This window comes from Streptomyces sp. NPDC102406 (assembly GCF_044765725.1).
In the GTDB taxonomy this organism is placed as follows: domain Bacteria; phylum Actinomycetota; class Actinomycetes; order Streptomycetales; family Streptomycetaceae; genus Streptomyces.
The window spans coordinates 557,545-579,179 of record NZ_JBIWKP010000003.1; the positions used below are offsets into that span (position 1 = coordinate 557,545).

At 71.9% G+C, this 21,635-nt stretch carries 21 protein-coding genes; 15 read left to right on the forward strand and 6 right to left on the reverse strand.

Annotation, left to right across the window (positions count from 1 at the left end; genetic code table 11):
* Positions 1-157: 157 nt before the first annotated feature.
* The gene (locus ACIRF8_RS16480; protein WP_404215310.1) at positions 158-1,168 is read left to right on the forward strand and encodes a teichoic acid biosynthesis protein C; all 1,011 of its coding nucleotides are present in this window, start codon (positions 158-160) and stop codon (positions 1,166-1,168) included.
* Positions 1,169-1,245: 77 nt separating this feature from the next.
* Positions 1,246-2,154, forward strand: a complete 909-nt coding sequence (locus tag ACIRF8_RS16485; protein WP_404215312.1) for a HipA family kinase — start codon at positions 1,246-1,248, stop codon at positions 2,152-2,154.
* Positions 2,155-2,200: 46 nt separating this feature from the next.
* Here the strand turns inward: ACIRF8_RS16485 and aceB are convergent, their stop codons facing one another.
* Both aceB and ACIRF8_RS16495 read right to left on the reverse strand, forming a co-directional pair.
* Complete coding sequence (gene aceB, locus ACIRF8_RS16490) at positions 2,201-3,823, reverse strand: malate synthase A (RefSeq protein ID WP_404215314.1); 1,623 nt, start codon at positions 3,821-3,823, stop codon at positions 2,201-2,203.
* Between the two features lie 200 nt (positions 3,824-4,023).
* Entirely contained in the window at positions 4,024-4,626 is a 603-nt protein-coding gene (locus ACIRF8_RS16495; protein WP_404215316.1) for an NTP transferase domain-containing protein, read from the reverse strand.
* 244 nt (positions 4,627-4,870) lie between these two features.
* On the opposite strand from ACIRF8_RS16495, the gene ACIRF8_RS16500 reads away from it, so the two are divergent.
* Positions 4,871-5,158: a DUF5955 family protein gene (locus ACIRF8_RS16500; RefSeq protein WP_404215318.1), complete on the forward strand. Its 288-nt coding sequence runs from the start codon at positions 4,871-4,873 to the stop codon at positions 5,156-5,158.
* Between the two features lie 42 nt (positions 5,159-5,200).
* Here ACIRF8_RS16500 and ACIRF8_RS16505 read toward each other — a convergent pair whose 3' ends face one another.
* Positions 5,201-6,007 carry an IclR family transcriptional regulator gene (locus tag ACIRF8_RS16505; RefSeq protein ID WP_404215320.1) on the reverse strand — a complete coding sequence of 269 codons (807 nt, stop codon included), beginning with the start codon at positions 6,005-6,007 and terminating at the stop codon, positions 5,201-5,203.
* 241 nt (positions 6,008-6,248) lie between these two features.
* Between ACIRF8_RS16505 and allB the strand changes: the two genes are divergently transcribed.
* Together allB and alc are read left to right on the forward strand one after the other, a co-directional pair.
* Positions 6,249-7,595 (forward strand): allantoinase AllB, encoded by a 1,347-nt coding sequence (gene allB / locus ACIRF8_RS16510; protein ID WP_404215322.1) that lies wholly within the window; start codon positions 6,249-6,251, stop codon positions 7,593-7,595.
* A gap of 4 nt (positions 7,596-7,599) precedes the next feature.
* Complete coding sequence (gene alc / locus ACIRF8_RS16515) at positions 7,600-8,733, forward strand: allantoicase (protein ID WP_404215324.1); 1,134 nt, start codon at positions 7,600-7,602, stop codon at positions 8,731-8,733.
* 66 nt (positions 8,734-8,799) lie between these two features.
* Here the strand turns inward: alc and ACIRF8_RS16520 are convergent, their stop codons facing one another.
* Complete coding sequence (locus tag ACIRF8_RS16520) at positions 8,800-9,531, reverse strand: SDR family oxidoreductase (RefSeq protein WP_404215326.1); 732 nt, start codon at positions 9,529-9,531, stop codon at positions 8,800-8,802.
* Positions 9,532-9,688: 157 nt separating this feature from the next.
* Here ACIRF8_RS16520 and ACIRF8_RS16525 point away from each other — a divergent pair, with 157 nt between their 5' ends.
* On the forward strand, positions 9,689-10,594 hold the full coding sequence (locus ACIRF8_RS16525) for a DMT family transporter (protein WP_404215328.1): 906 nt from the start codon (positions 9,689-9,691) through the stop codon (positions 10,592-10,594).
* Between the two features lie 64 nt (positions 10,595-10,658).
* A complete protein-coding gene (locus ACIRF8_RS16530) occupies positions 10,659-11,075 on the forward strand; it encodes a ribonuclease (RefSeq protein WP_404215330.1) in 417 nt (138 codons plus the stop codon).
* Between the two features lie 27 nt (positions 11,076-11,102).
* Here the strand turns inward: ACIRF8_RS16530 and ACIRF8_RS16535 are convergent, their stop codons facing one another.
* The gene (locus ACIRF8_RS16535) at positions 11,103-11,321 is read right to left on the reverse strand and encodes a hypothetical protein (RefSeq protein ID WP_404215332.1); all 219 of its coding nucleotides are present in this window, start codon (positions 11,319-11,321) and stop codon (positions 11,103-11,105) included.
* Positions 11,322-11,500: 179 nt separating this feature from the next.
* Here ACIRF8_RS16535 and ACIRF8_RS16540 point away from each other — a divergent pair, with 179 nt between their 5' ends.
* The 4 genes from ACIRF8_RS16540 to ACIRF8_RS16555 all read left to right on the forward strand — a co-directional run bounded on the left by ACIRF8_RS16540 (position 11,501) and on the right by ACIRF8_RS16555 (position 16,062).
* A complete protein-coding gene (locus tag ACIRF8_RS16540) occupies positions 11,501-12,772 on the forward strand; it encodes a histidine kinase (RefSeq protein WP_404215334.1) in 1,272 nt (423 codons plus the stop codon).
* Positions 12,773-12,815: 43 nt separating this feature from the next.
* Complete coding sequence (locus ACIRF8_RS16545) at positions 12,816-13,478, forward strand: response regulator (protein WP_404215336.1); 663 nt, start codon at positions 12,816-12,818, stop codon at positions 13,476-13,478.
* A 90-nt stretch (positions 13,479-13,568) separates the two neighbouring features.
* Entirely contained in the window at positions 13,569-14,819 is a 1,251-nt protein-coding gene (locus ACIRF8_RS16550; protein ID WP_404215338.1) for an ROK family protein, read from the forward strand.
* Between the two features lie 49 nt (positions 14,820-14,868).
* Complete coding sequence (locus ACIRF8_RS16555) at positions 14,869-16,062, forward strand: cytochrome P450 (protein ID WP_404215340.1); 1,194 nt, start codon at positions 14,869-14,871, stop codon at positions 16,060-16,062.
* Between the two features lie 223 nt (positions 16,063-16,285).
* Here ACIRF8_RS16555 and ACIRF8_RS16560 read toward each other — a convergent pair whose 3' ends face one another.
* On the reverse strand, positions 16,286-17,290 hold the full coding sequence (locus ACIRF8_RS16560) for a Gfo/Idh/MocA family oxidoreductase (RefSeq protein ID WP_404215342.1): 1,005 nt from the start codon (positions 17,288-17,290) through the stop codon (positions 16,286-16,288).
* Between the two features lie 169 nt (positions 17,291-17,459).
* On the opposite strand from ACIRF8_RS16560, the gene ACIRF8_RS16565 reads away from it, so the two are divergent.
* The 4 genes from ACIRF8_RS16565 to ACIRF8_RS16580 all read left to right on the forward strand — a co-directional run bounded on the left by ACIRF8_RS16565 (position 17,460) and on the right by ACIRF8_RS16580 (position 21,518).
* On the forward strand, positions 17,460-18,458 hold the full coding sequence (locus tag ACIRF8_RS16565; RefSeq protein ID WP_404215344.1) for a sugar ABC transporter substrate-binding protein: 999 nt from the start codon (positions 17,460-17,462) through the stop codon (positions 18,456-18,458).
* Positions 18,459-18,598: 140 nt separating this feature from the next.
* Positions 18,599-19,603 carry a sugar ABC transporter substrate-binding protein gene (locus tag ACIRF8_RS16570; RefSeq protein WP_404215346.1) on the forward strand — a complete coding sequence of 335 codons (1,005 nt, stop codon included), beginning with the start codon at positions 18,599-18,601 and terminating at the stop codon, positions 19,601-19,603.
* Complete coding sequence (locus tag ACIRF8_RS16575) at positions 19,600-20,655, forward strand: ABC transporter permease (RefSeq protein WP_404215348.1); 1,056 nt, start codon at positions 19,600-19,602, stop codon at positions 20,653-20,655. The genes ACIRF8_RS16570 and ACIRF8_RS16575 overlap by 4 nt, the downstream gene beginning before the upstream one ends.
* Entirely contained in the window at positions 20,652-21,518 is an 867-nt protein-coding gene (locus ACIRF8_RS16580; protein WP_404215350.1) for an ATP-binding cassette domain-containing protein, read from the forward strand. The genes ACIRF8_RS16575 and ACIRF8_RS16580 overlap by 4 nt, the downstream gene beginning before the upstream one ends.
* Positions 21,519-21,635: the final 117 nt, after the last annotated feature.

Consider the following 21,635-nt stretch of genomic DNA (forward strand, 5'->3'; position numbering starts at 1 on the left):
CTTATGGATCAAGGAGAGGACATGCCAAAACGAACACCGCGCCGCGCCCGTGCGCCGGTGTCATTGATTTCCGATATGTCCGTAACCTGCACAATGTGGCTTCGTTGCGACAGAGAAGAACAGCCCCAACCCGTCGACAAGCCGAGAGGTGACCCCCGTGGCCCGGTTCGTCCCCCCGTCACCCACCCGCAGGAACGCACTCGGCATCGCGGCCATGGCGTCCCTGAACCTCCTGCTGCCCGCCGCGGCGGCGCGGGCCGACACGGCACGGACCCGGCCCGGCGCATCCCCGCTCTCCGCACCGGGTACCCCGTGGCGCAAGGGCCTTCGGCTGCGCCACGGCACCGTGATGCAGTCCTTCGCCTTCGACGAGGCACACCGCTGCCTCTACGCGCTCCAGGTCGTGGAGGGCGGTGTCCGGTTGCGCGGCGAGAAGCGCCCGTACACGCACGACGAACGGGCCCGCCACGGAGACCTCTGCCTCAACCGGCTCGACCTGCACGGCACCCTCACCGGCCACATGTACCTCAAGGGCTTCGGGCACGGGGGAGCGATGGGCGTCGAGCGACACGGCGCGGGCAGCAGGCTGTGGACGGAGTGGGATGCCGGCCCCGCCTCCGGCTACGGGCGCGGCATCTGCCGGTTCCGCTTCGCCGACGGTCACGTCCTCACCCGTTCCAGCTCCCGCCTGACCACCTATCACCCCGTGCCCGGCTCCACCAGCAACAGCGTCACCCTCGACCAGGGCCGCCGCAGGCTCCTGCTGCGCTACAAGCTCCAGGGCTCGCCGCGCTTCGCGGTGTACGACCTCGCCCGCTTCGGCACCCGCCGTGCCAGGCCGCTCGCCGACTTCGCCCAGCCCGACGCCGACCTCGGCCTGCCGTTCCAGGGCATGGCGCTCGACGGCAGCACGCTGTACCAACTCATGGGCAGCGGCTACGGCCCCTTCGACCCGCCGGAGTTCGGCGGCACCATCTACCTGGGCCGCACGAACTGGCGTACCGGAACCTCGCACCGGGTCTTCCCGGAGCGCACGGCACCGCACCTTCGCCCCCGTGAACCGGAAGGACTCGGCGTACGCCACAGCGACGGTCGGCTCTACTTCGGCCTCACCCAGGGAACAACGGGCGACAGGCGCTTCTCCCTCTACGCCAAAACGGTGCGCTGAGGAGGCCCGGGCCCCACCGGTTAGCATGCTCATTCGACGCCGGAGGCCGAAAGCCGGAAGCAGGGTGGCCGAAGAACATGCTGAACGAGGTCACTGTGACCCGCTACGTCAACCCGCTGCACTCCGGCGGCTCCGTGCCCGGTGTGGTCGAGGCCGATGACCTGGGCACGTACGTCCTGAAGTTCACCGGGTCCGCCCAGGGCGTCAAGGCGCTCGTCGCCGAGATCGTCGTCGGGGAGCTGGCGCGCCGGCTCGGCCTGCGCTTCCCGGTGCTGGTGCTCGCCCACTTCGACCCGGCCGTCGCCGCCGACGAGCCGCACCAGGAGGTCCAGGACCTGCTGCGGGCGAGCGCGGGGCTCAACCTCGGCATGGACTTCCTGCCGGGCGCCGCGGACTTCACGCCCGAGATCGCCGCGGCCTTCCCCGTCGACCCGCTGGAGGCCGGCCGGATCGTCTGGCTCGACGCGCTCACCGTCAACGTCGACCGCACGGTGCACAGTTCGAACCTGATGGTGTGGCCCACGTTCGGCACGGCCCCGCCCCGGCTCTGGCTGATCGACCACGGCGCGGCGCTCGTCTTCCACCACCGCTGGGACGGGGCCGCGCCCGACAAGGCGTACGACTTCAGCCACCACGCACTGGGCGGCCACGGCCCGGACACCCGCGCGGCCGACGCGGAACTGGCGCCCCGGGTCACCGAGGAGCTGCTGCGCGAGGTGCTGGCCCTGGTCCCGGACGCCTGGCTCACGACCGACTTCGCGACGCCGGACGAGGCGCGGGACGCGTACGTCACCTATCTGCTGGCCCGCGCCCGCAGCTCCGCGGCATGGCTGCCCACGGACTTTCCGTCCCGCGACGAACTGGCCGCCGCGGACGCCCGGCGGGCCGCCGCCATGGAGAAGGGGCGCCCGTCGTGGCTGAAGCGCGTGCCCGATCTGCACGGGAAGCCGGGCGCCGAGCAGGACTGGTCGGTCCACCTCGGGTGAGGCCCCCCGGCGCTGTGCGGTGCCGGGGGGCCTCGGTGCGGGTCGCTCAGCCCAGCCGCTCGTAGGCGGGCAGGGTCAGGAAGTCCGCGTAGTCCGCGTCCAGGGAGACCTGGAGCAGCAGGTCGTGCGCCTCCTGCCACTTGCCGGCCGCGAACGCCTCCTCGCCGATCTCGGCCTTGATGTGCGCCAGCTCCTCGGCGGCGACCTCGCGGGCCAGGTCGGCGGTGGCGGTGCGGCCGTCCTCGAAGACGACACCCGCGTTGATCCACTGCCAGATCTGCGAGCGCGAGATCTCCGCGGTGGCGGCGTCCTCCATGAGGTTGAAGATGGCGACGGCGCCGAGGCCGCGCAGCCACGCCTCGATGTAACGGATGCCGACCTGGACGGCGTTGACGAGACCGTCGTACGTGGGCTTCGCGTCGAGCGAGTCGATGGCGATGAGGTCACCGGCGGCGACCGACACGTCCTCGCGCAGCCGCTCCTTCTGGTTCGGCTTCTCGCCGAGGACCGCGTCGAAGGAGGCCATCGCGATCGGGACGAGGTCGGGGTGGGCGACCCAGGAGCCGTCGAAGCCGTCACCGGCCTCGCGGTCCTTGTCGGCCCGCACCTTCTCGAACGCGACCTTGTTGACCTCGGCGTCCTTGCGGGACGGGATGAAGGCCGCCATGCCGCCGATCGCGTGCGCGCCGCGCTTGTGGCAGGTGCGGACGAGGAGTTCGGTGTACGCCCGCATGAAGGGGGCGGTCATCGTCACGAGGTTGCGGTCCGGCAGGACGAACTTCTGCCCGCCGTCACGGAAGTTCTTGACGATGGAGAAGAGGTAGTCCCAGCGCCCGGCGTTGAGCCCGGAGGCGTGGTCGCGCAGCTCGTAGAGGATCTCCTCCATCTCGTACGCGGCCGTGATCGTCTCGATGAGGACGGTGGCGCGGACGGTGCCCTGCGGGATGCCGACGTAGTCCTGGGCGAAGACGAAGATGTCGTTCCACAGGCGCGCCTCCAGGTACGACTCCGTCTTCGGGAGGTAGAAGTACGGGCCCTTGCCGAGCTCGATGAGGCGCTTGGCGTTGTGGAAGAAGTAGAGGCCGAAGTCGACAAGGGCGCCGGGGACCGCCGTGCCGTCGGCGTCCACGAGGTGGCGCTCGTTCAGGTGCCAGCCGCGCGGGCGCATGACGACCGTGGCGAGCTCGTCGGCGGGCTTGAGCGCGTACGACTTGCCCGTGCGCTCGTCGGTGAAGTCGATCGAGCGGTCGTAGGCGGCGGTCAGGTTGAGCTGGCCGCCGATCACGTTCGCCCAGGTCGGCGCGGAGGCGTCCTCGAAGTCGGCGAGCCAGACCCTGGCGCCCGAGTTCAGCGCGTTGATCGTCATTTTGCGGTCGGTGGGGCCGGTGATCTCGACGCGGCGGTCGTTGAGCGCGGCCGGGGCGGGGGCGACCTTCCAGGAGTCGTCCGCGCGGATCGCGGCCGTCTCGGGGCGGAAGTCGAGCGTGGAGGTGCGGGCGATCTCGGCGCGGCGCTCGGCGCGGCGGGCGAGCAGCTCGTCACGCCGGGGCGTGAACAGCCGGTGCAGCTCGGCCACGAAGGCGAGGGCCGCATCGGTGAGCACCTCGTCCTGCCGGGGCAGGGGCGCGGCGTCGACGATGGCCAGCGGGGACGGCGCTGGTGCGGACATGAGGCTGTCACTTCCTTCAGCGAGCGGGCGCGGGCGTCGGCACGCGGTGCCGGGCGCGCCCGGGTACGGCTGCTGGCCCCTCTGCGGGGGACCGGCCCTTCTGATCAGTGGATACTAGTTTCCTCATTGTGGAAGTTCAATCGTTTGTTGATGTCGAGATTCTCCGGATCGACAGAACGTGGCGCTCAGTGCCACCCCTTTCACTCAAGGTGGCGGAGGTCCGCCGCCGTGTCGATGTCGTACGCCTCGGCGACATCCCCGCACTCCACCAGGGCCACGCTGCCCGCGTGCTTCTTCAGGTAGTCGCGGGCCCCGCGGTCCCCGGCCGCGCCCGCCGCGATCCCCGCCCAGTGGTCGCGGCCGAACAGCACCGGATGCGCGCGCTCCCCGTCGTACGCCGCCGCCACCAGGGACGCGGGCGAGCGGTACGCCGCCCGGACCCTGGCCACCGCGGCGGCGCCGATCCCCGGCTGGTCCACGAGCAGGACGAGCGCGGCGGACGCCCCGGTGGCCGCGAGCGAGTCGAGGCCCGCGCGCAGCGACGAGCCCATGCCCTCTTCCCAAGCGGGGTTCTCCACGAGCACACAGCCCTCCAGCCGGGCCCGTGTCCGTACGTCACCGGCCGCCGCTCCGAGTACCACGTGCAGCGGCCCGCATCCCCCCTCCCGCGCCATCCGCACCGCGTGCTCCACGAGCGGGCGCCCCCGGTGCGTCAGCAGGGCCTTCGGGCGCCCCCCGAGCCGTCGCCCGCCCCCCGCGGCGAGCAGCAGCCCGGCCACCTCGTCCGATGCATTGGTCGTCATGCCCCCTGCATACCGCACGGGCCGGGGCGGCGCCCGAACGCAGGCGGTTGCCTTACGCAACGGACTGGCGCGAAAGCGGGGTCGTGGCGTTAACTGGGCGCCTTCGAACCCGAGTTGGGCACCCGACCAGCGCCCGGCGCGGGTGGTCGGCAAGGGCGTACGACAGCGGAACGACAGGCGCACAAGGGCGTGCGAGGGGAGACCTGTGTTGCGGAGCGCGGAGCAGGGGCAGGAGCGAAGGCGCGTGACGGGCGGCGAGGAGGACCCGCGGGTGGCGGAGCTGCGGGCGGCCGTGTCCCGGTTGCGCCGGGAGCTCGCCGCTCATCCGGCGGAGTTCCCCGACCGCGTCATCGCCGAGGAGGAACTGGCCGCGCTCGACGCGATGGTGAGCGTCGGCATCCCCGAGGCGCCGCGGCTGCACAGGTCGCTGCTGCTGGTCGCGGGCGCCATCGGCTCGATGAGCGCCCTGTCGGCGGCGCTCACCCAGGTGCGCGGCGCGATCGAACTGTTCGCGGGCCCGAGGACCGACTGAGCGCGGGCCGGTGAGGCTTCCTGGCCGGTCCGGTGAGGCCGCCTAGCCGGTGACGGGCTGGCCCGAGCTGGCCAGCGCCTCCGACAACTCGCGCGCCACCTGCTGGAGCACCGGCACGATCTTGTCGGTGGCGGCCTCCGTGACGCGTCCCGCCGGGCCGGAGATCGAGATGGCCGCCGCCGTGGGCGAGTTCGGCACCGGCACCGCGAGGCAGCGCACGCCGATCTCCTGCTCGTTGTCGTCGACGGCGTAGCCGAGGCGGCGCACCTCCTCCAGCGCGTCGAGGAAACCGTCGGCCGTGGTGATCGTCTTCTCGGTCGCCGCGGGCATCCCGGTCCGCGCGAGCAGCGAGCGGACCTCACCGGCCGGGGCGTGCGCGAGCAGCGCCTTGCCCACCCCGGTGGAGTGCGGCAGCACCCGGCGCCCGACCTCGGTGAACATCCGCATCGAGTGCTTGGAGGGCACCTGGGCGACGTACACGATCTCGTCCCCGTCGAGCAGCGCCATGTTCGCCGTCTCACCGGTCTCCTCGACGAGCCGGGCGAGGTAGGGCCTGGCCCAGGTGCCGAGCAGCCGCGCGGCGGACTCGCCGAGGCGGATCAGGCGGGGGCCGAGCGCGTAGCGCCGGTTGGGCTGCTGGCGTACGTAGCCGCAGGCGACCAGGGTGCGCATCAGGCGGTGGATCGTGGGCAGGGGCAGCCCGCTGCTCGCGGAGAGCTCGCTGAGGCCCACCTCGCCGCCGGCGTCGGCCATCCGCTCCAGGAGGTCGAAGGCGCGCTCCAGGGACTGGACGCCACCGCTGGGCGCGGACTTGGCGGCATCGGAGGTGCTGGCGTTGGACGTCGGCACGGCGCGTTCCTTTCGAGGACAAGCAGGCGATGGTGCAGCCTACCGGCGGTTTCCTGGGCGGTGATCCCTTGACCCCGAAGTTCGTCGGTAGCTACATTCTGCCTACCGGAATCATAATTTCACTTTGTGGAAACGTCTAGAGCTGCCTCAGGACGTCCGGTGCGCGCCGCGGACCCTTGACGGACCGCGAACGAGGAGTGAAGACTCCTTCAACAGAACGTTGAAATAGAGGAGGTCCAGGGTGTCGGACGTCGAAGTCGAACTGGTGCTGCGCTCGACCCGCGTCATCACCCCCGACGGTACGCGGCCCGCGTCGGTGGCCGTCGCCGGCGGGAAGATCGTCGCGGTGCTCGACCACGACGCGGAGATACCGGCCGGCGCCCGCCTCGAGGACTTCGGCGACGACGCGCTGCTGCCCGGCATCGTGGACACGCACGTCCACGTGAACGACCCTGGGCGCACCGAGTGGGAGGGGTTCTGGACCGCCACCCGCGCCGCCGCGGCCGGTGGCATCACGACCCTCGTCGACATGCCGCTCAACTCCCTGCCGCCGACCACCAGCGTCGCCAACCTCCGCGTCAAGCAGGAGGTCGCCGCCGCCAAGGCCCACATCGACGTCGGCTTCTGGGGCGGCGCCCTGCCCGACAACGTCAAGGACCTGCGCCCGCTGCACGACGCCGGCGTCTTCGGCTTCAAGTGCTTCCTGTCGCCCTCCGGCGTGGACGAGTTCCCGCACCTGGACAGCGACCGGCTCACCGCCTCCATGGCCGAGATCGCCGGGTTCGGGGGCCTGCTGATCGTGCACGCGGAGGACCCGCACGAGCTCGACGCCGCCCCGCACACCAGCGGCCCGAAGTACGACGACTACCTCGCCACCCGCCCCCGGGTCTCCGAGGACGTCGCCATCAAGGGCCTCATCGACACCGCCAGGCGGATCGGCGCCCGCGTCCACATCCTGCACCTGTCCTCCTCCGACGCGCTGCCCCTGATCGCCGCCGCCAAGGCCGACGGCGTCAAGCTGACCGTCGAGACGTGCCCGCACTACCTCACGCTCACCGCGGAGGAGGTCCCGGACGGCGCCAGCGAGTTCAAGTGCTGCCCGCCGATCCGCGAGGCCGCCAACCAGGACCTGCTGTGGCAGGCGCTCGCCGACGGCACCATCGACTGCGTCGTCACCGACCACTCGCCGTCCACCGCCGACCTGAAGACCGACGACTTCGCCACCGCCTGGGGCGGCATCTCCGGACTCCAGCTCAGCCTCTCCGCCGTCTGGACCGCGGCCCGCCGGCGCGGGTACTCCCTCGACGACGTGGTCCGCTGGATGTCGGCACGCACCTCGGAGCTGGTCGGCCTCGACGACCGCAAGGGCGCCATCGCCGTCGGCCGCGACGCCGACTTCGCGGTGCTCGCCCCCGACGAGACCTTCACCGTCGACCCGGCCGCGCTCCAGCACCGCAACCGCGTCACCGCGTACGCGGGCAAGACGCTGCACGGCGTCGTCAAGTCCACCTGGCTGCGCGGCGAACGCATCGCCGCCGACGGCGAGTTCACCGCCCCGCAGGGCAAGCTGCTCGAAAGGAACCAGTAGCACCGTGGCCGCATCCTCTGAGACACCCCGCTTCACCGGTGACGCCAGCCCGTACGGCGGCGGCGACCCGTACGCCGACTACCGCACCGCGGACTTCCCCTTCACCCGGTACGCCGACCTCGCCGCGCGCACCCTCGGCGCCGGGGTGATCGCCGCGAACGACGAGTTCTTCGCCCAGCGCGAGAACCTCCTCGTGGCGGAGCGCGCCGAGTTCGACCCGGAGCACTTCGGCCACAAGGGCAAGATCATGGACGGCTGGGAGACCCGCCGCCGCCGCGGCACGGGCCCCGAGCACCCCTGGCCCACCGCCGACGACCACGACTGGGCGCTCGTCCGCCTCGGCGCCCCCGGCGTCGTCCGCGGCATCGTCGTCGACACCGCCCACTTCCGCGGCAACTACCCGCAGGCCGTCTCCGTCGAGGCCACCTCCGTGCCGGGCGCGCCGACCCCCGAGGAACTGCTCGCCCCCGACGTGAAGTGGACGACGCTCGTCCCGCGCACGGCGGTCGGCGGCCACGCGGCCAACGGCTTCGCGGTCGACGTCGAGCAGTGCTTCACGCACCTGCGCGTCAACCAGCACCCCGACGGCGGCATCGCCCGCCTGCGCGTCCACGGCGAGGTCGTCCCCGACCCGAAGTGGCTCGCCGCGCTCGGCACCTTCGACGTCGTCGCCCTCGCCAACGGCGGCCGGGCCGAGGACGCCTCGAACCTCTTCTACTCGCCCGCCTCCAACACCATCCAGCCGGGCTACTCCCGCAAGATGGACGACGGCTGGGAGACCCGGCGCCGCCGCGACAACGGCAACGACTGGATCAGCTACCGGCTCGCCGCGCAGGCGCAGATCCGCGCCCTGGAGATCGACACGGCATACCTGAAGGGCAACTCGGCGGGGTGGGCCTCGGTCTCCGTCAAGGACGTCTCCGAGGGCGGCGACGGCGACTGGGTCGAGGTGCTGCCCCGCACCCGCCTCCAGCCCGACACGAACCACCGCTTCGTGCTCGACGCCCCGGCGGTCGCCACCCACGCCCGCATCGACATCTACCCCGACGGCGGCATCTCCCGCCTGCGCCTGTTCGGCTCCCTCACGGAGCGAGGCACAGCCGAACTGACCGCCCGCCACGCGGAGTTGGGCGGATAGCGGTCCCGTACGGTCTCGCGGGGCGCGCCGGCCCGACAGCACCGGTGCGCCCCGCGTCGCCTCGCCCTACGCGGCGTGACCGCCGTCCACCGCCAGCTCGGCACCCGTGACGTACGCCGCCGCGGGGCCCGCCAGATGGGCCACCGTCCGGGCCACCTCGTCGGCCGTGCCGAACCGGCCGAGCGCCGTGAGCTGCGCCTGACCGGCCGCGTAGGGGCCGTCCGCCGGGTTCAGATCCGTGTCGATCGGCCCCGGGTGGACGACGTTCGCCGTGATGCCGCGCCCGCCCAGCTCCCTGGCCAGGGCCTTCGTCAACCCGATCAGGGCCGACTTGCTCATCGCGTAGAGCGTGCCACCGGGCCCCGGCACGCGCTTGGCCATGCACGTGCCGATCGTGACGATGCGACCGCCCTCGCCCATCGCCGACGCCGCGGCCTGCGAGGCGAGGAAGACACCGCGCACGTTCACCGCGAGGACCCGGTCCACGTCGTCCAGGGTCAGACCCTCCAGCGGGCCGAGGACACCGACACCGGCGTTGTTCACGAGCACATCGAGCCGGCCGAGGCCCTCCACGGTCGCCGACACCGCCCCCGCCGCCTCGTCCGCGTCGGCGGCATCGGCACGCACCGCCACGCCGCGCCGCCCCAGCGCCTCGATCCGCCGCACGACCTCGTCGGCGGCCTCCTTGCCCCGTACATAGGTGACGGCGACGTCGAAGCCGTCCTCCGCGAGCCGCAGCGCCGTCGCCGCGCCTATGCCCCGGCTGCCACCGGTCACCAGAGCCACCTTGTTCGTCATCAGTTCTCCCGCTCTCGTCCGCTGTCGTGCTTCGAGTACAGCGGCGTACGCGCACCGAAGCTGGCGGCAATCGGACGCGGCGATCGAGTACGGTGATCGCCCCCGTGCGAGCCGACGACGTCTCCACAGCCTTCCGACGCCGCCGAAAGAGACGCCCTTGACCTCGCTCGCGCTGCCCGCGCCCCGGCCCCGTGCCTGGCTCACCGACACCCCGCTCCTCGCGGTCGCTGTCGTCTGGGGCGCCAGTTACCTCGCCGCCAAGGGCGTCACCACCCCGTCCACCGTGCTCTCGGTCCTCGTCCTGCGCTTCGGGATCGTGCTGCCCGTGCTCGCCGTGGCCGGACGGCGGGCGCTGCGGTCCCTGACCGCCGCCCAGTGGCGCGGCGCCGGCACGCTCGGCCTGATCCTCAGCGGGATCTTCCTCCTGGAGACGTACGGCGTCGTGCACACCTCGGCGACCAACGCGGGCCTCATCATCAGCCTCACCATGATCTTCACGCCGCTCGCCGAGGCGGCCGTCACCGGCATCCGGCCCTCCCGCACCTTCCTGGCGGCAGCCGCGACGTCCGTGCTCGGCGTCGTCCTGCTCACCCAGGGCGGCGGCTTCACGACGCCCTCCGCGGGCGACCTCCTGATGCTCCTCGCGGCGCTCGCCCGCACCCTGCACGTGCTCGTCATGGCGCGGCTGAAGTCCGTACGGGGAGCCGACGCGCTGCCCCTGACGACCGTCCAGCTCGGCACGGCCGTCACCGTGTTCGCCGTGCTGTGCGCCCTGCCCGGAACGGGCGCCGCACCCTGGGACGCGGCGGCGTCCTTCGGGCCCGCCGACTGGGCGGGGCTGCTGTTCCTGGCCGTCTTCTGCACCCTGTTCGCGTTCTTCGTGCAGATGTGGGCCGTACGCCGCAGTTCGCCGTCCCGTGTCAGCCTGCTCCTCGGCACCGAACCCCTGTGGGCGGCGGCCACCGGTATCGCGCTCGGCGGTGAACACCTGGGGGTGGTCGGCCTGCTGGGTGGTGCGCTGGTGCTGGCCGGGACCGGCTGGGGCAGGCGAGCGGCGAGTTAACTCCCGGAGAACATGCCGCAGTTGGGGTTGACGTGTACCCGTCTACGCGCGTCATGCTAGGGGTATGAAGATTCCCCCACGCTTCATCAGCGTCGCCGCGCTCGCCGCCGCCCTCTTCGTCGGCGGCCCCGCCACGGTCGCCGCCCAGGCCGCCCCGGCCCCCGTCCTCACCGCCTCCCCCCTCTCCGCCGCCGCGGTCGGTGACATCTGCTACTCCGCCCTTCCCTCCCAGGCCCACGACACCCTGGACCTCATCGCGCGGGGCGGCCCGTACCCGTACGACCAGGACGGCACCGTCTTCCAGAACCGCGAGGGCGTCCTGCCGTCCAGGACCACCGGCTACTACCACGAGTACACGGTCATCACCCCGGGCTCCTCCGACCGCGGCGCCCGCCGCATCGTCACCGGCTCGGCGAGCCAGGAGGACTACTACACGTCCGACCACTACGCGTCGTTCGACCTGGTCGACTTCGGCTGCTGAGCCGGGGACGCCCAGGAGCCGGACGCCCTAATTCCCCTTCTGGCTCTCGGCGGCCGCGAACAAGGCGATCGCGAGCACGATCATCGCGAGGCTGCCGTACACCTCGTGGCCGTCGAGGAAGGCGAGGTGCCCGGCCAGGCCCCAGCCCAGCCACCCGGTGAACTCGTGGACGAGGCCCGCCGCGCCCTGGAACAGGGCGACCGCGCCCACGACCTCGAGAATCTGCCACCACTGCTTCTTGTCCATGCCCGAGACCCTCGCCCCGCGGACTCCCCACGCACATCGGCCGCGGGGCGAGGCACGTACGGCACGAGTCGCTGCCGGGAGCGGTCCCGTACGACCGAAGTCCACACCCCTGCGACTTAAGTCGCACACCCGGCGCACCGGGCGGTGCGGGGCACGTCCGGTGCGTAGATTTGTCGGTCATGGAGCCATCGCCGCAGACCACGACCCCGCAACCGGCGGACGGTCCTGCCCTGCCGTGGCGCCGCTGGGTGCTGCCCTCGGCCGTCCTGGACGAACTGGACCTGGACCCGGACGGGCGCCCGGGCCGCAGACGGCGCACCCCGCGGGACTGGATCGTCGACTTCAGTTGCTTCCTGATCGCCGTCTTCCTCGGCCTCGCCTTCGCCGAGCAGGTCTGGGACGACCCGAACACCCCCGACGTCCTCGCCGGGGTCGACCAACTGCTCGGCGCGCTGGCCTGCGCCGCGGTCTGGCTGCGCAGACGGTGGCCGCTCGGCCTGGCCGTCGCGATGATCCCGGTCGGCTTCATCTCCAACAGCTCCGCGGGCGCGGGCATGATCGCGCTGTACACGCTCGCCGTGCACCGCCCCTTCCGCTACGTCGCCTGGACCGCGGGGGTGTCCCTCGCCTTCGTCCCCCTCTTCTTCTGGCTGCGGCCCGACCCCGACGCGTCCTACCTGACGGCCGTGGCGTGGACCGTCGTCGTCACCGTCACCGTCGTCGGCTGGGGCATGTTCGTCCGCTCCCGGCGCCAGCTCCTGCTGTCGCTGCGGGACCGCGCCCACCGCGCCGAGACCGAGGCGGCGCTCCGCGCCGAGCAGGCCCAGCGGCTGGCCCGCGAGGCCATCGCCCGCGAGATGCACGACGTCCTGGCCCACCGCCTGACACTCCTCAGCGTCCACGCGGGCGCCCTGGAGTTCCGGCCCGACGCCTCGCAGGAGGAGATCGCCCGCGCCGCGGGCGTCATCAGGGAGAGCGCGCACGAGGCGCTCCAGGACCTCCGCGAGATCATCGGCGTGCTGCGCGCCGGGGACCACGGCGAGGAGCCCGGGCGGCCCCAGCCCACGCTCGGCGCCCTGGACACCCTGATCGCCGAGTCCCACGAGGCAGGCATGAAGGTCACCCTCGACCAGCGGGTCACCGACCCCGCGGCCGTCCCCGCCTCCGTGGGCCGCACCGCCTACCGCATCGCCCAGGAGGGCCTGACCAACGCCCGCAAACACGCGCCGGGCGCCGAGGTCACGGTCGCGGTCCGCGGCGCCCCCGGCGACGGACTCACCGTCACCGTCACCAACCCCCCGCCGACCGGCGAGGTCGCGCACGTCCCCGGCTCGGGACAAGGTCTGATCGGCCTGACCGAACGCGCCACCCTCACCGGCGGTCGCCTCCACCACGGGCCGGGACCCGACGGCGGCTTCGTCGTCACCGCCTGGTTGCCGTGGTCCGGCTGACACGCCGCCCCGACGCGGCTCCCCGCTTGGTTACGGTGCTCCCATGAACGCGATCCGTCTGCTGCTCGTCGACGACGACCCGCTGGTCCGCTCCGGCCTGACCCTGATGCTCGGCGGGGCCCAGGACATCGTCATCGTGGGTGAGGCGGCCGACGGCGAGGAAGCGCTCGCGGCCGCGGGGTCGGCCGGGCCCGACGTCGTCCTCATGGACATCCGCATGCCGAACATGGACGGGCTCACCGCCACCGAACTGCTACGAGCCCGGCCGGACGCCCCCGAAGTGGTCCTCCTCACCACCTTCCACGCCGACGAACAGGTGCTGCGGGCGCTGCGGGCGGGCGCCGCCGGATTCGTGCTCAAGGACGCCACCCCCGGCGACATCCTCGACGCCGTGCGCCGGGTCGTCGCGGGGGACCCCGTGCTCTCGCCCGCGGTGACCCGTCAGTTGATGGCCCATGCCGCGGCCTCCGAACGCGACCTCCGCACGGCCGGCGCGCGGCGGCGCCTCGCCGACCTCGCCGAGCGGGAACGCGACGTCGCCGTCGAGGTCGGCCGCGGCAAGTCCAACGCGGAGATCGCCGGGACCCTCTACCTCAGCGTCGCCACCGTCAAGGCGCACGTCTCCCGCATCATGACCAAACTCGGCCTCAACAACCGCGTGCAGATCGCCCTGCTGGTGCACGACGCGGGCCTGCTCGACGGCTGAGGGACCCCCGGACCACGGTAAATTTCACACCGTGATCGAAGCCAGGCTCTGAGCGTGGGGCGAAGGTGAGGTGAAGGGGTGGAGCAAGGCATGGCAGGACCACGCCGGCGGACGGTGCGCGATCTGCGCCGCAACAACCGGGCCGCGGTATTGAGCAAGCTCTACTTCGACGGACCGCTCAGCAGACAGGAACTGGGCCCGCTCACGGCCCTCAGCTCGGGCTCCATCAGCAACGTCGTCGCCGAACTGGTCGCCGACGGACTCGTGGAGGAGGCCGGCTCCGTCGACTCCGACGGCGGTCGCCCGCGGACCCTGCTGCGCGTCGCACCCGGCAGCGGCCACGTCGTCGGGGTGGACGTCGGCGAGACCCGGGTCCGCGTCGAGCTGTTCGACCTGTCGCTGCGCGAACTCGCGCGCGCGGAGGCCCCGTTGCCCGAGGCGGCACCGGACGGCACCTACGATGCCCACGAGGTCGTACGCCTCATCGCGGGCGGCCTCACCCAGGTCCTTGCCGGGACCGACGTGACCCCCGCGTCCCTCATCGGCGTCGGCATCGGGGTGCCCGGCATCGTGGACGCCTCCGGCCCGGCCGGCGCCGTCGTGCACGGCCAGACCATCGGCTGGGAGGCCGTCCCCCTGGAGGCGATGCTGCGCGCCCCCGGCGAACTCCCGCCTCAGATCCCGCTGTTCGTCGACAACGGCGCCAAGACCCTCGGCCGCGCCGAGATGTGGTTCGGCGCGGGCCGCGGCGCCCGCAACGCCGTGATCACCCTGATCGGCTCCGGCGTCGGCGCCTGCGTCATCGCCGACGGCGTGCCCTACCAGGGCTCCTCCAGCAGCGCGGGGGAGTGGGGCCACACCGTCCTCCAGGTCGGCGGACGGCTCTGCCGGTGCGGCTCGCGCGGCTGCCTGGAGGCGTACGTCGGCGCCGAAGCCCTCCTCGAACGGTGGCGGGAAGCGGGCGGAAGCTGGACCTCGCAGGACGAGGAGGGCGCGCTCGCCGAACTCCTGGCCGATCCCGGCACGGGTCAACTCCTGGACGAGACGGCGGAGTTCCTCGGCGCGGGCATCGCCGACCTGGTCAACCTCTTCAACCCGGAACGGATCGTCGTCGGCGGCTGGGCCGGACTGCTCCTCGGCCCGCGCCTCATCGAACCAGTGCGCCGCGCCGCCGCCGCGTACGCGCTGCGCCACCCCTTCGCGCAGACCACCGTCGAACTCGGCCGCCTCGGCGCCGACGCGGTCACGGTCGGCGCGGCGACCCTGCCGCTCGCCCGGTTCCTGGAGACCGGCGGCGCCGGACGGGAACCGATCGTGAGCGGGGCGAGTTGGATGGGGTGAGAGGGTGAGCGCCGGCGGCGACCGGGACGAGAGCGGGGAGTGCGCGACCATGGCAGAGCTGGGCGAGACCGTCGACCTCGATCACTTCGCGAACGGCGCGCGGTCGTTCTACGCCGACCCCTACCCCGTCTACGACGCGCTGCGCCGCCGCGGCGCCGTGCACCACGTGCGCACACCGGGCCCCGGACCCCGCGAGGAGCTGTGGCTCATCGTCGGCCACGAGGCGGCCCGGGCCGCGTTCACCGACCCGCGCCTCGTCAAGTCCCCGCCCTGGGAATGGGACGTGGAGAGCGACCTCATCGGGCGGCACCTGCTCTTCGCCGACCCGCCCGAGCACGGCAGGCTCCGGTCGCTGGTCACCCGGGAGTTCACCGCGCGCCGGGTCGCCGGCCTCGAACAGCGCATCCAGAAGATCACGGACGAGCTGCTGGACGACATGGTGCCGCGCGGCTCCGCCGACCTCATCGCCGCGCTGGCCTTCCCGCTCCCCCTCGTCGTCATCTGCGAGCTGCTCGGCGTCCCCGACATCGACCGGGACCGCTTCCGCCGGATGTCGACCCAGGTGGTCGCGCCCACCAGCGACGACGAATCGGAGGTCTACGCCGAACTGGCGGCATTCCTCGACGCGTTGATCGAGGACAAGCGGGCCTCGGAGCCCGCCGACGACCTGCTGAGCGCGCTCATCAGGACCACCGCCGAGGACGGCGACCGGCTCTCCCCGTCCGAGCTGCGCGCCATGGCCTTCCTGCTGCTCATCGCGGGCCACGAGACCACGGTCAACCTGATCGGCAACGGGGTGCGCGCCCTGCTCGCCCACCCCGACCAACTCGCCGCGCTGCGCGCGGACATGAGCCTCCTCGACGGCGCCGTGGAGGAGATGCTGCGTTACGACGGCCCGGTGGAGACCGCCACCCACCGCTTCGCGGCGCAGCCGGTCGATATCGACGGCACGGTGATCCCGGCGGGCGCGCCCGTCCTCATCGGCATCGGCTCGGCGGGCCGCGACCCGGACCGCTTCCCGGAGCCGGACCGCTTCGACATCCGCCGCGACGCCCGCGGGCACCTGGCGTTCGGCCACGGCATCCACTTCTGCCTGGGCGCCCCGCTGGCCCGCATCGAGGGCCGCACGGCGATCCGCTCCCTGCTGGAGCGCTGCCCGGACCTGGCCCTGGACGCCGAGCCGAGCACCTGGCTGCCCGGCATGCTGATGCGCGGAGTGCGCACCCTGCCCGTGCGCTGGTGACGCCGCCCGGTCGCGCGGGACCAGGGCGGGTTGCGAAAGTCCTGCCTGCCCCGCGGCGTCCGGCACGCCTGCTCGCGGCGTGCCGGAACGCCCCCGCATAACTCCGCTATGAGGACGCCCCGGCGCCTTGCGATCGCACGCACCAGACGCCGCGGGGCCGGGGGGCCTCCCGGCCGGAGGCTGGGGAGGGGCTTTCGCAACACGCCCTAGGCGGCAGGGACGGTCACGCCCCGGCGATCTCCGCGACCCGTACCGGCCGCCGCTCGGCCCGGGAGACCTCGCACGCCTCGGCGACCCGGAGCGCCGCGAGCGCCTCCCGGCCGTCGCAGGGGTTGGCCCGCTCCCCGCGGACCACGTCGACGAACGCCTTCAGCTCGGCCTCGTAGGCGGGTGCGAACCGTTCCAGGAATCCGGGCCACGGCTTGGCGGCAGCCGGTGGGCCCTCCGGTTCGGTCGAGGTGACCGGCGTCCGGTCGTCGAGGCCCACGATCACCGTGTCGCGTTCACCGGCGAGCTCCATCCGCACGTCGTACCCGGCGCCGTTGCACCGCGTCGCCGTGGCCGTCGCCAGGGTCCCGTCGTCCAGGGTCAGCACGACGGCCGCCGTGTCGACGTCCCCCGCCTCCCGGAACATCGGGGGCCCCGCGTCGGAACCGGTCGCGTACACCTCGGCGATCTCGCGCCCCGTCACCCAGCGCAGGATGTCGAAGTCGTGGACGAGGCAGTCCCGGTAGAGCCCCCCGGAGAGCGGGAGGTAGGCGGCCGGTGGCGGCGCCGGGTCGGAGGTCATGGCCCGCACGGTGTGCAGCCGCCCGAGCGACCCGGACCTGACGGCTTCCCGCGCCGCCGTGTACCCGGCGTCGAAGCGCCGCTGGAAGCCGAGCTGGAGGACGGTGCCCGCCGCCTCGACCTGACGCAGCGCCGCCAGGGTCCCCGGCAGGTCGACCGCGATGGGTTTCTCGCAGAACACGGGCAGGCCGGCTCGCGCGGCGCGGCCGATCAGCTCGGCGTGCGCCGCGGTGGCCGCCGTGATCACCAGGGCGTCGACGCCCCGGGCGAACAGCTCGTCGACGCCCGGCGCCGCGCTCGCCCCGATCCGGTCGGCGAGCGCGACGGCCCGCGCGGGCTCGGCGTCGGTGACGACGAGCGAGCCGATCTCCCGGTACCGCTCCAGCACACCCGCGTGAAAAGTTCCGATCCGGCCCGTTCCGATGAGTCCGATGCGCATGGACCCAACGTGCCGCCCCCCACACATACTGTCAATCCTTTGTCCTGACAAAGCGGCTCCCGCGGGGGCGTGTGGTCCGTATGTTCTGACACATTCATTGACGCTGCGACGGGACCCCGCTACAAACTCCTCCAGCCGCACCGCGCGGCCGGAGGAGAGGTGCTCCACCATGCGCACGCCCCGCACAGCTCGTACGGCCGCGGCCCTCGTCGCCGTGCTCGCCCTCGCCGCCGGATGCAGCGGATCGGGCGGCAAGGACTCCGAGGACAAGGCGGACGCCTCGCAGAGCGGCAAGGGCGTCTCCACGCCCCGCCTCAAGATCGCCATGATCACGCACTCGGGCGAGGGCGACACCTTCTGGGACATCGTGCGCAGCGGTGCCAAGCAGGCCGCCGCCAAGGACAACGTCGACTTCCTCTACTCCAACGACAAGGAGGCCAAGGGCCAGGCCGAACTGGTCCAGGCCGCGATCGACAAGAAGGTCGACGGGATCGTCGTCACGCTCGCCAAACCGGAGGCCATGCGGGCGGTGCTCGGCAAGGCGAAGGCCGCGGGCATACCGGTGGTCTCCATCAACTCGGGCTCCGAGTTCTCACAGAAGTACGGCGCGCTCGGCCACATCGGCCAGGAGGAGTCCGTGGCCGGTGAGGCCGTCGGCACCAAGCTGGCGCGGGAAGGCCGTAGGAAGGTGCTGTGCGTCATCCACGAGCAGGGCAACGTCTCCCTCGAACAGCGCTGCGCCGGAGTCAAGAAGACCTTCGAGGGCAGCGTCGAGAACCTGAACGTCGACGGCACCAACGCCCCCAGCTCCCAGTCCTCCATCGAGGCCAAGCTCCAGGCCGACGAGGACATCGACGCGATCGTCGCGCTCGGCGCCCCGATCGCGGCCCTCGCGGTGAAGGCGAAGGACGGCGCCGGCAGCAAGGCGGAGATCGCCACCTTCGACCTGAACGCCGAGGTCGTGCGGCGTCTCAAGGCCAAGGAGGTCACCTTCGCGGTCGACCAGCAGCCCTACCTCCAGGGATATCTCGCCGTCGACGAACTGTGGCTCTTCAAGACCAACGGCAACGTGCTGGGCGGCGGCCGGCCCGTCCTCACCGGACCGGCGCTCGTCACGGAGAAGGACGTACCGCAACTGGAGAAGTACACCGCGCGCGGCACCCGGTGAACCGTTGGATGATCCCCGTGACCCATACTTGTGCGTTTGGGACCGCAAAGTGGTCCCCAAGGACCGGTGGAAGGTCCGCCGGGACCGGCCCGTGGCCGGTTCCGGTGTACGACGCAGCAGACCAAGAAGGGCACGGCCTCGTGGCACGGTTTCGGACCTGGGTGAGCATCGCCGTTGCGGGGGCGCTCGGCCTCACGCTTGCGGGATGCAGCAGCACCGGCGGCAAGCGGGCGGAGGACGCCAGGAAGGCGCAGACCGCTCAGGGCAAGGCCGCGGTGAACACCCCGCGCTGGACCTTCGCCATGATCACCCACTCGGGCGATGGCGACACCTTCTGGGACATCGTCCAGAGCGGCGCCAAACAGGCGGCCGTCAAGGACAACATCAACTTCCTGTACTCGCACAACGACGAGGCCAACCAGCAGGCGCAGCTCGTCGACGCGGCCATCGACAAGAAGGTCGACGGCATCATCGTCACGCTCGCCAAGCCGGACGCGATGAAGGCGGCCCTGGCCCGCGCCGAGAGGGCGGGCATCCCCGTCATCACCGTGAACTCGGGCTCCGCGGAGTCCAAGCGGTTCGGCGCGCTCACCCACATCGGCCAGGACGAGAAGATCGCGGGCGAGGCCGTCGGCGAGGAGCTGAACAAGCGCGGCCGGAAGAAGGCCCTGTGCATCCTGCACGAGCAGGGCAACGTCGGTCACGAGCAGCGCTGCGCGGGCGCCAAGGAGACCTTCAAGGGCACGATGACGAACCTGTACGTGGAGGGCACCAACATGCCCGACGTGCAGTCCTCCATCGAGGCGAAGCTCCAGTCCGACAGCTCCGTCGACGCCGTCGTCACGCTGGGCGCACCCTTCGCGGCCACCGCCGTGAAGGCCGCCGACGACGCGGGCAGCAAGGCCGAGATCGACACGTTCGACCTGAACGAGAAGGTCGCCCAGGGCCTGGAGGACGGTTCGCTCGGCTTCGCCGTCGACCAGCAGCCCTACCTCCAGGGCTACCAGGCCGTGGACCTGCTCTGGCTCTACCGTTACAACGCCAATGTGCTCGGCGGCGGCAAGCCGGTCCTCACCGGTCCGCAGATCGTCACCAAGGACCAGGCCGCCGAGCTCCAGGATTACGCGAAGCGGGGGACACGATGACGACGGCCGCTCCTGAGAGGCACCCCGAGCCACAGCTCGACGAGCGCGTGCTGAGGACGTCGCCCTGGAAGAAGCTGATGGGCCGCCCCGAGCTCGGCTCGGTCGTCGGCGCCGTCGCCGTCTTCGTCTTCTTCGCGATCTTCGCGGACAGCTTCCTGCGGGCGACCAGCCTCGCGACCGTCCTCTACGCGGCCTCGACCCTCGGCATCATGGCCGTGCCGGTCGCGCTGCTGATGATCGGCGGCGAGTTCGATCTGTCGGCGGGCGTCCTCGTGACGTCGTCGGCGCTGATCTCGTCGATGTTCAGCTACCAGATGACGGCCAACACCTGGGTCGGCGTCGGAGTGTCCCTCCTGGTCACCCTCGCCATCGGCGTCTTCAACGGGGTGATGCTGACCCGCACCAAGCTGCCCAGCTTCATCATCACGCTCGGCACGTTCCTGATGCTGACCGGCATGAACCTGGGCTTCACGAAGCTGATCAGCGGCACCGTCTCCACGAAGTCCATCGCCGACATGCAGGGCTTCTCCTCGGCGAAGTCCGTCTTCGCCTCCACGCTCACCGTCGGCGGCGTCGACTTCAAGATCACGATTCTCTGGTGGCTCGCCCTGGTCCTCGTCGCGACCTGGATCCTGCTGCGCACCCGTGTCGGCAACTGGATCTTCGCGGTCGGCGGCGACGTGGACTCGGCCCGCGCCGTCGGCGTCCCGGTCAACAAGACCAAGATCGGCCTGTACATGGGTGTCGCGTTCGGCGCCTGGATCTCCGGCCAGCACCTGCTCTTCTCGTACGACGTCGTGCAGTCCGGCGAAGGCGTCGGCAACGAGCTGATCTACATCGTCGCGGCCGTCATCGGCGGCTGCCTGATCACCGGCGGCTACGGCTCCGCGGTCGGCGCGGCCATCGGCGCGCTGATCTTCGGCATGACCAGCAAGGGCATCGTGTTCGCCGAGTGGAACTCGGACTGGTTCAAGTTCTTCCTGGGGGCGATGCTGCTCCTCGCGACCCTGCTCAACGCGTGGGTCCGTAAGCGCGCGGAGGCGATCAAGTGAGCACGGACCGAGTCGGCGCCGACCAGGTGATCACCGACGCCCACACGCCGCTGGTCGAGCTCGACGGCGTCAGCAAGTACTACGGCAACATCCGGGCCCTGGAGGACGTCTCCCTCGTCGTGAACGCGGGCGAGATCTCCTGCGTCCTCGGCGACAACGGCGCCGGCAAGTCCACCCTCATCAAGATCATCGCGGGGCTGCACCGGCACGACTCGGGCTCCTTCTCGATCGAAGGCGAGGAGACGAGGCTGGCCAACCCGCGCGAGGCCCTGGACCGGGGCATCGCCACCGTCTACCAGAACCTCGCCGTCGTCCCGCTGATGCCGGTCTGGCGCAACTTCTTCCTCGGCTCCGAGCCGACGAAGGGCAAGGGCCCCTTCAAGCGCCTCGACGTCGACCTGATGCGCCGCACGACCCGCGAGGAACTCCTGCGCATGGGCATCGACCTGCGCGACGTCGACCAGCCCGTCGGCACCCTCTCCGGCGGCGAGCGCCAGTGCGTCGCCATCGCCCGCGCCGTCTACTTCGGCGCGAAGGTCCTCGTCCTCGACGAGCCGACCGCCGCGCTCGGCGTCAAGCAGTCGGGAGTCGTCCTGAAGTACGTCGCGGCGGCCCGTGACGCGGGTCTCGGCGTGGTCCTCATCACGCACAACCCGCACCACGCCTACCTGGTCGGCGACCGGTTCGTCCTGCTCAAGCGGGGTGCCATGTCCGGCAGCCACACCCGCGACGAGATCACCCTGGACGAGCTGACGCGCCAGATGGCGGGCGGCAACGAACTGGACGACCTCCGCCACGAACTGGAACGGGCACCCGTGCCCACGCACGTCGGCGGGCACACGGCCGACGGGGCCGGGAAGTAGCGCGGATCCGCCGCGGGTGCCGGGCGTCGTCGCCGGGTGCGGCCCTTAGGAGGGCGCGGGGAACCGCGCGAGAAGCCCCACCGGGCCGCACCCGCCGACGAGAGCCGAGCAGCCCCC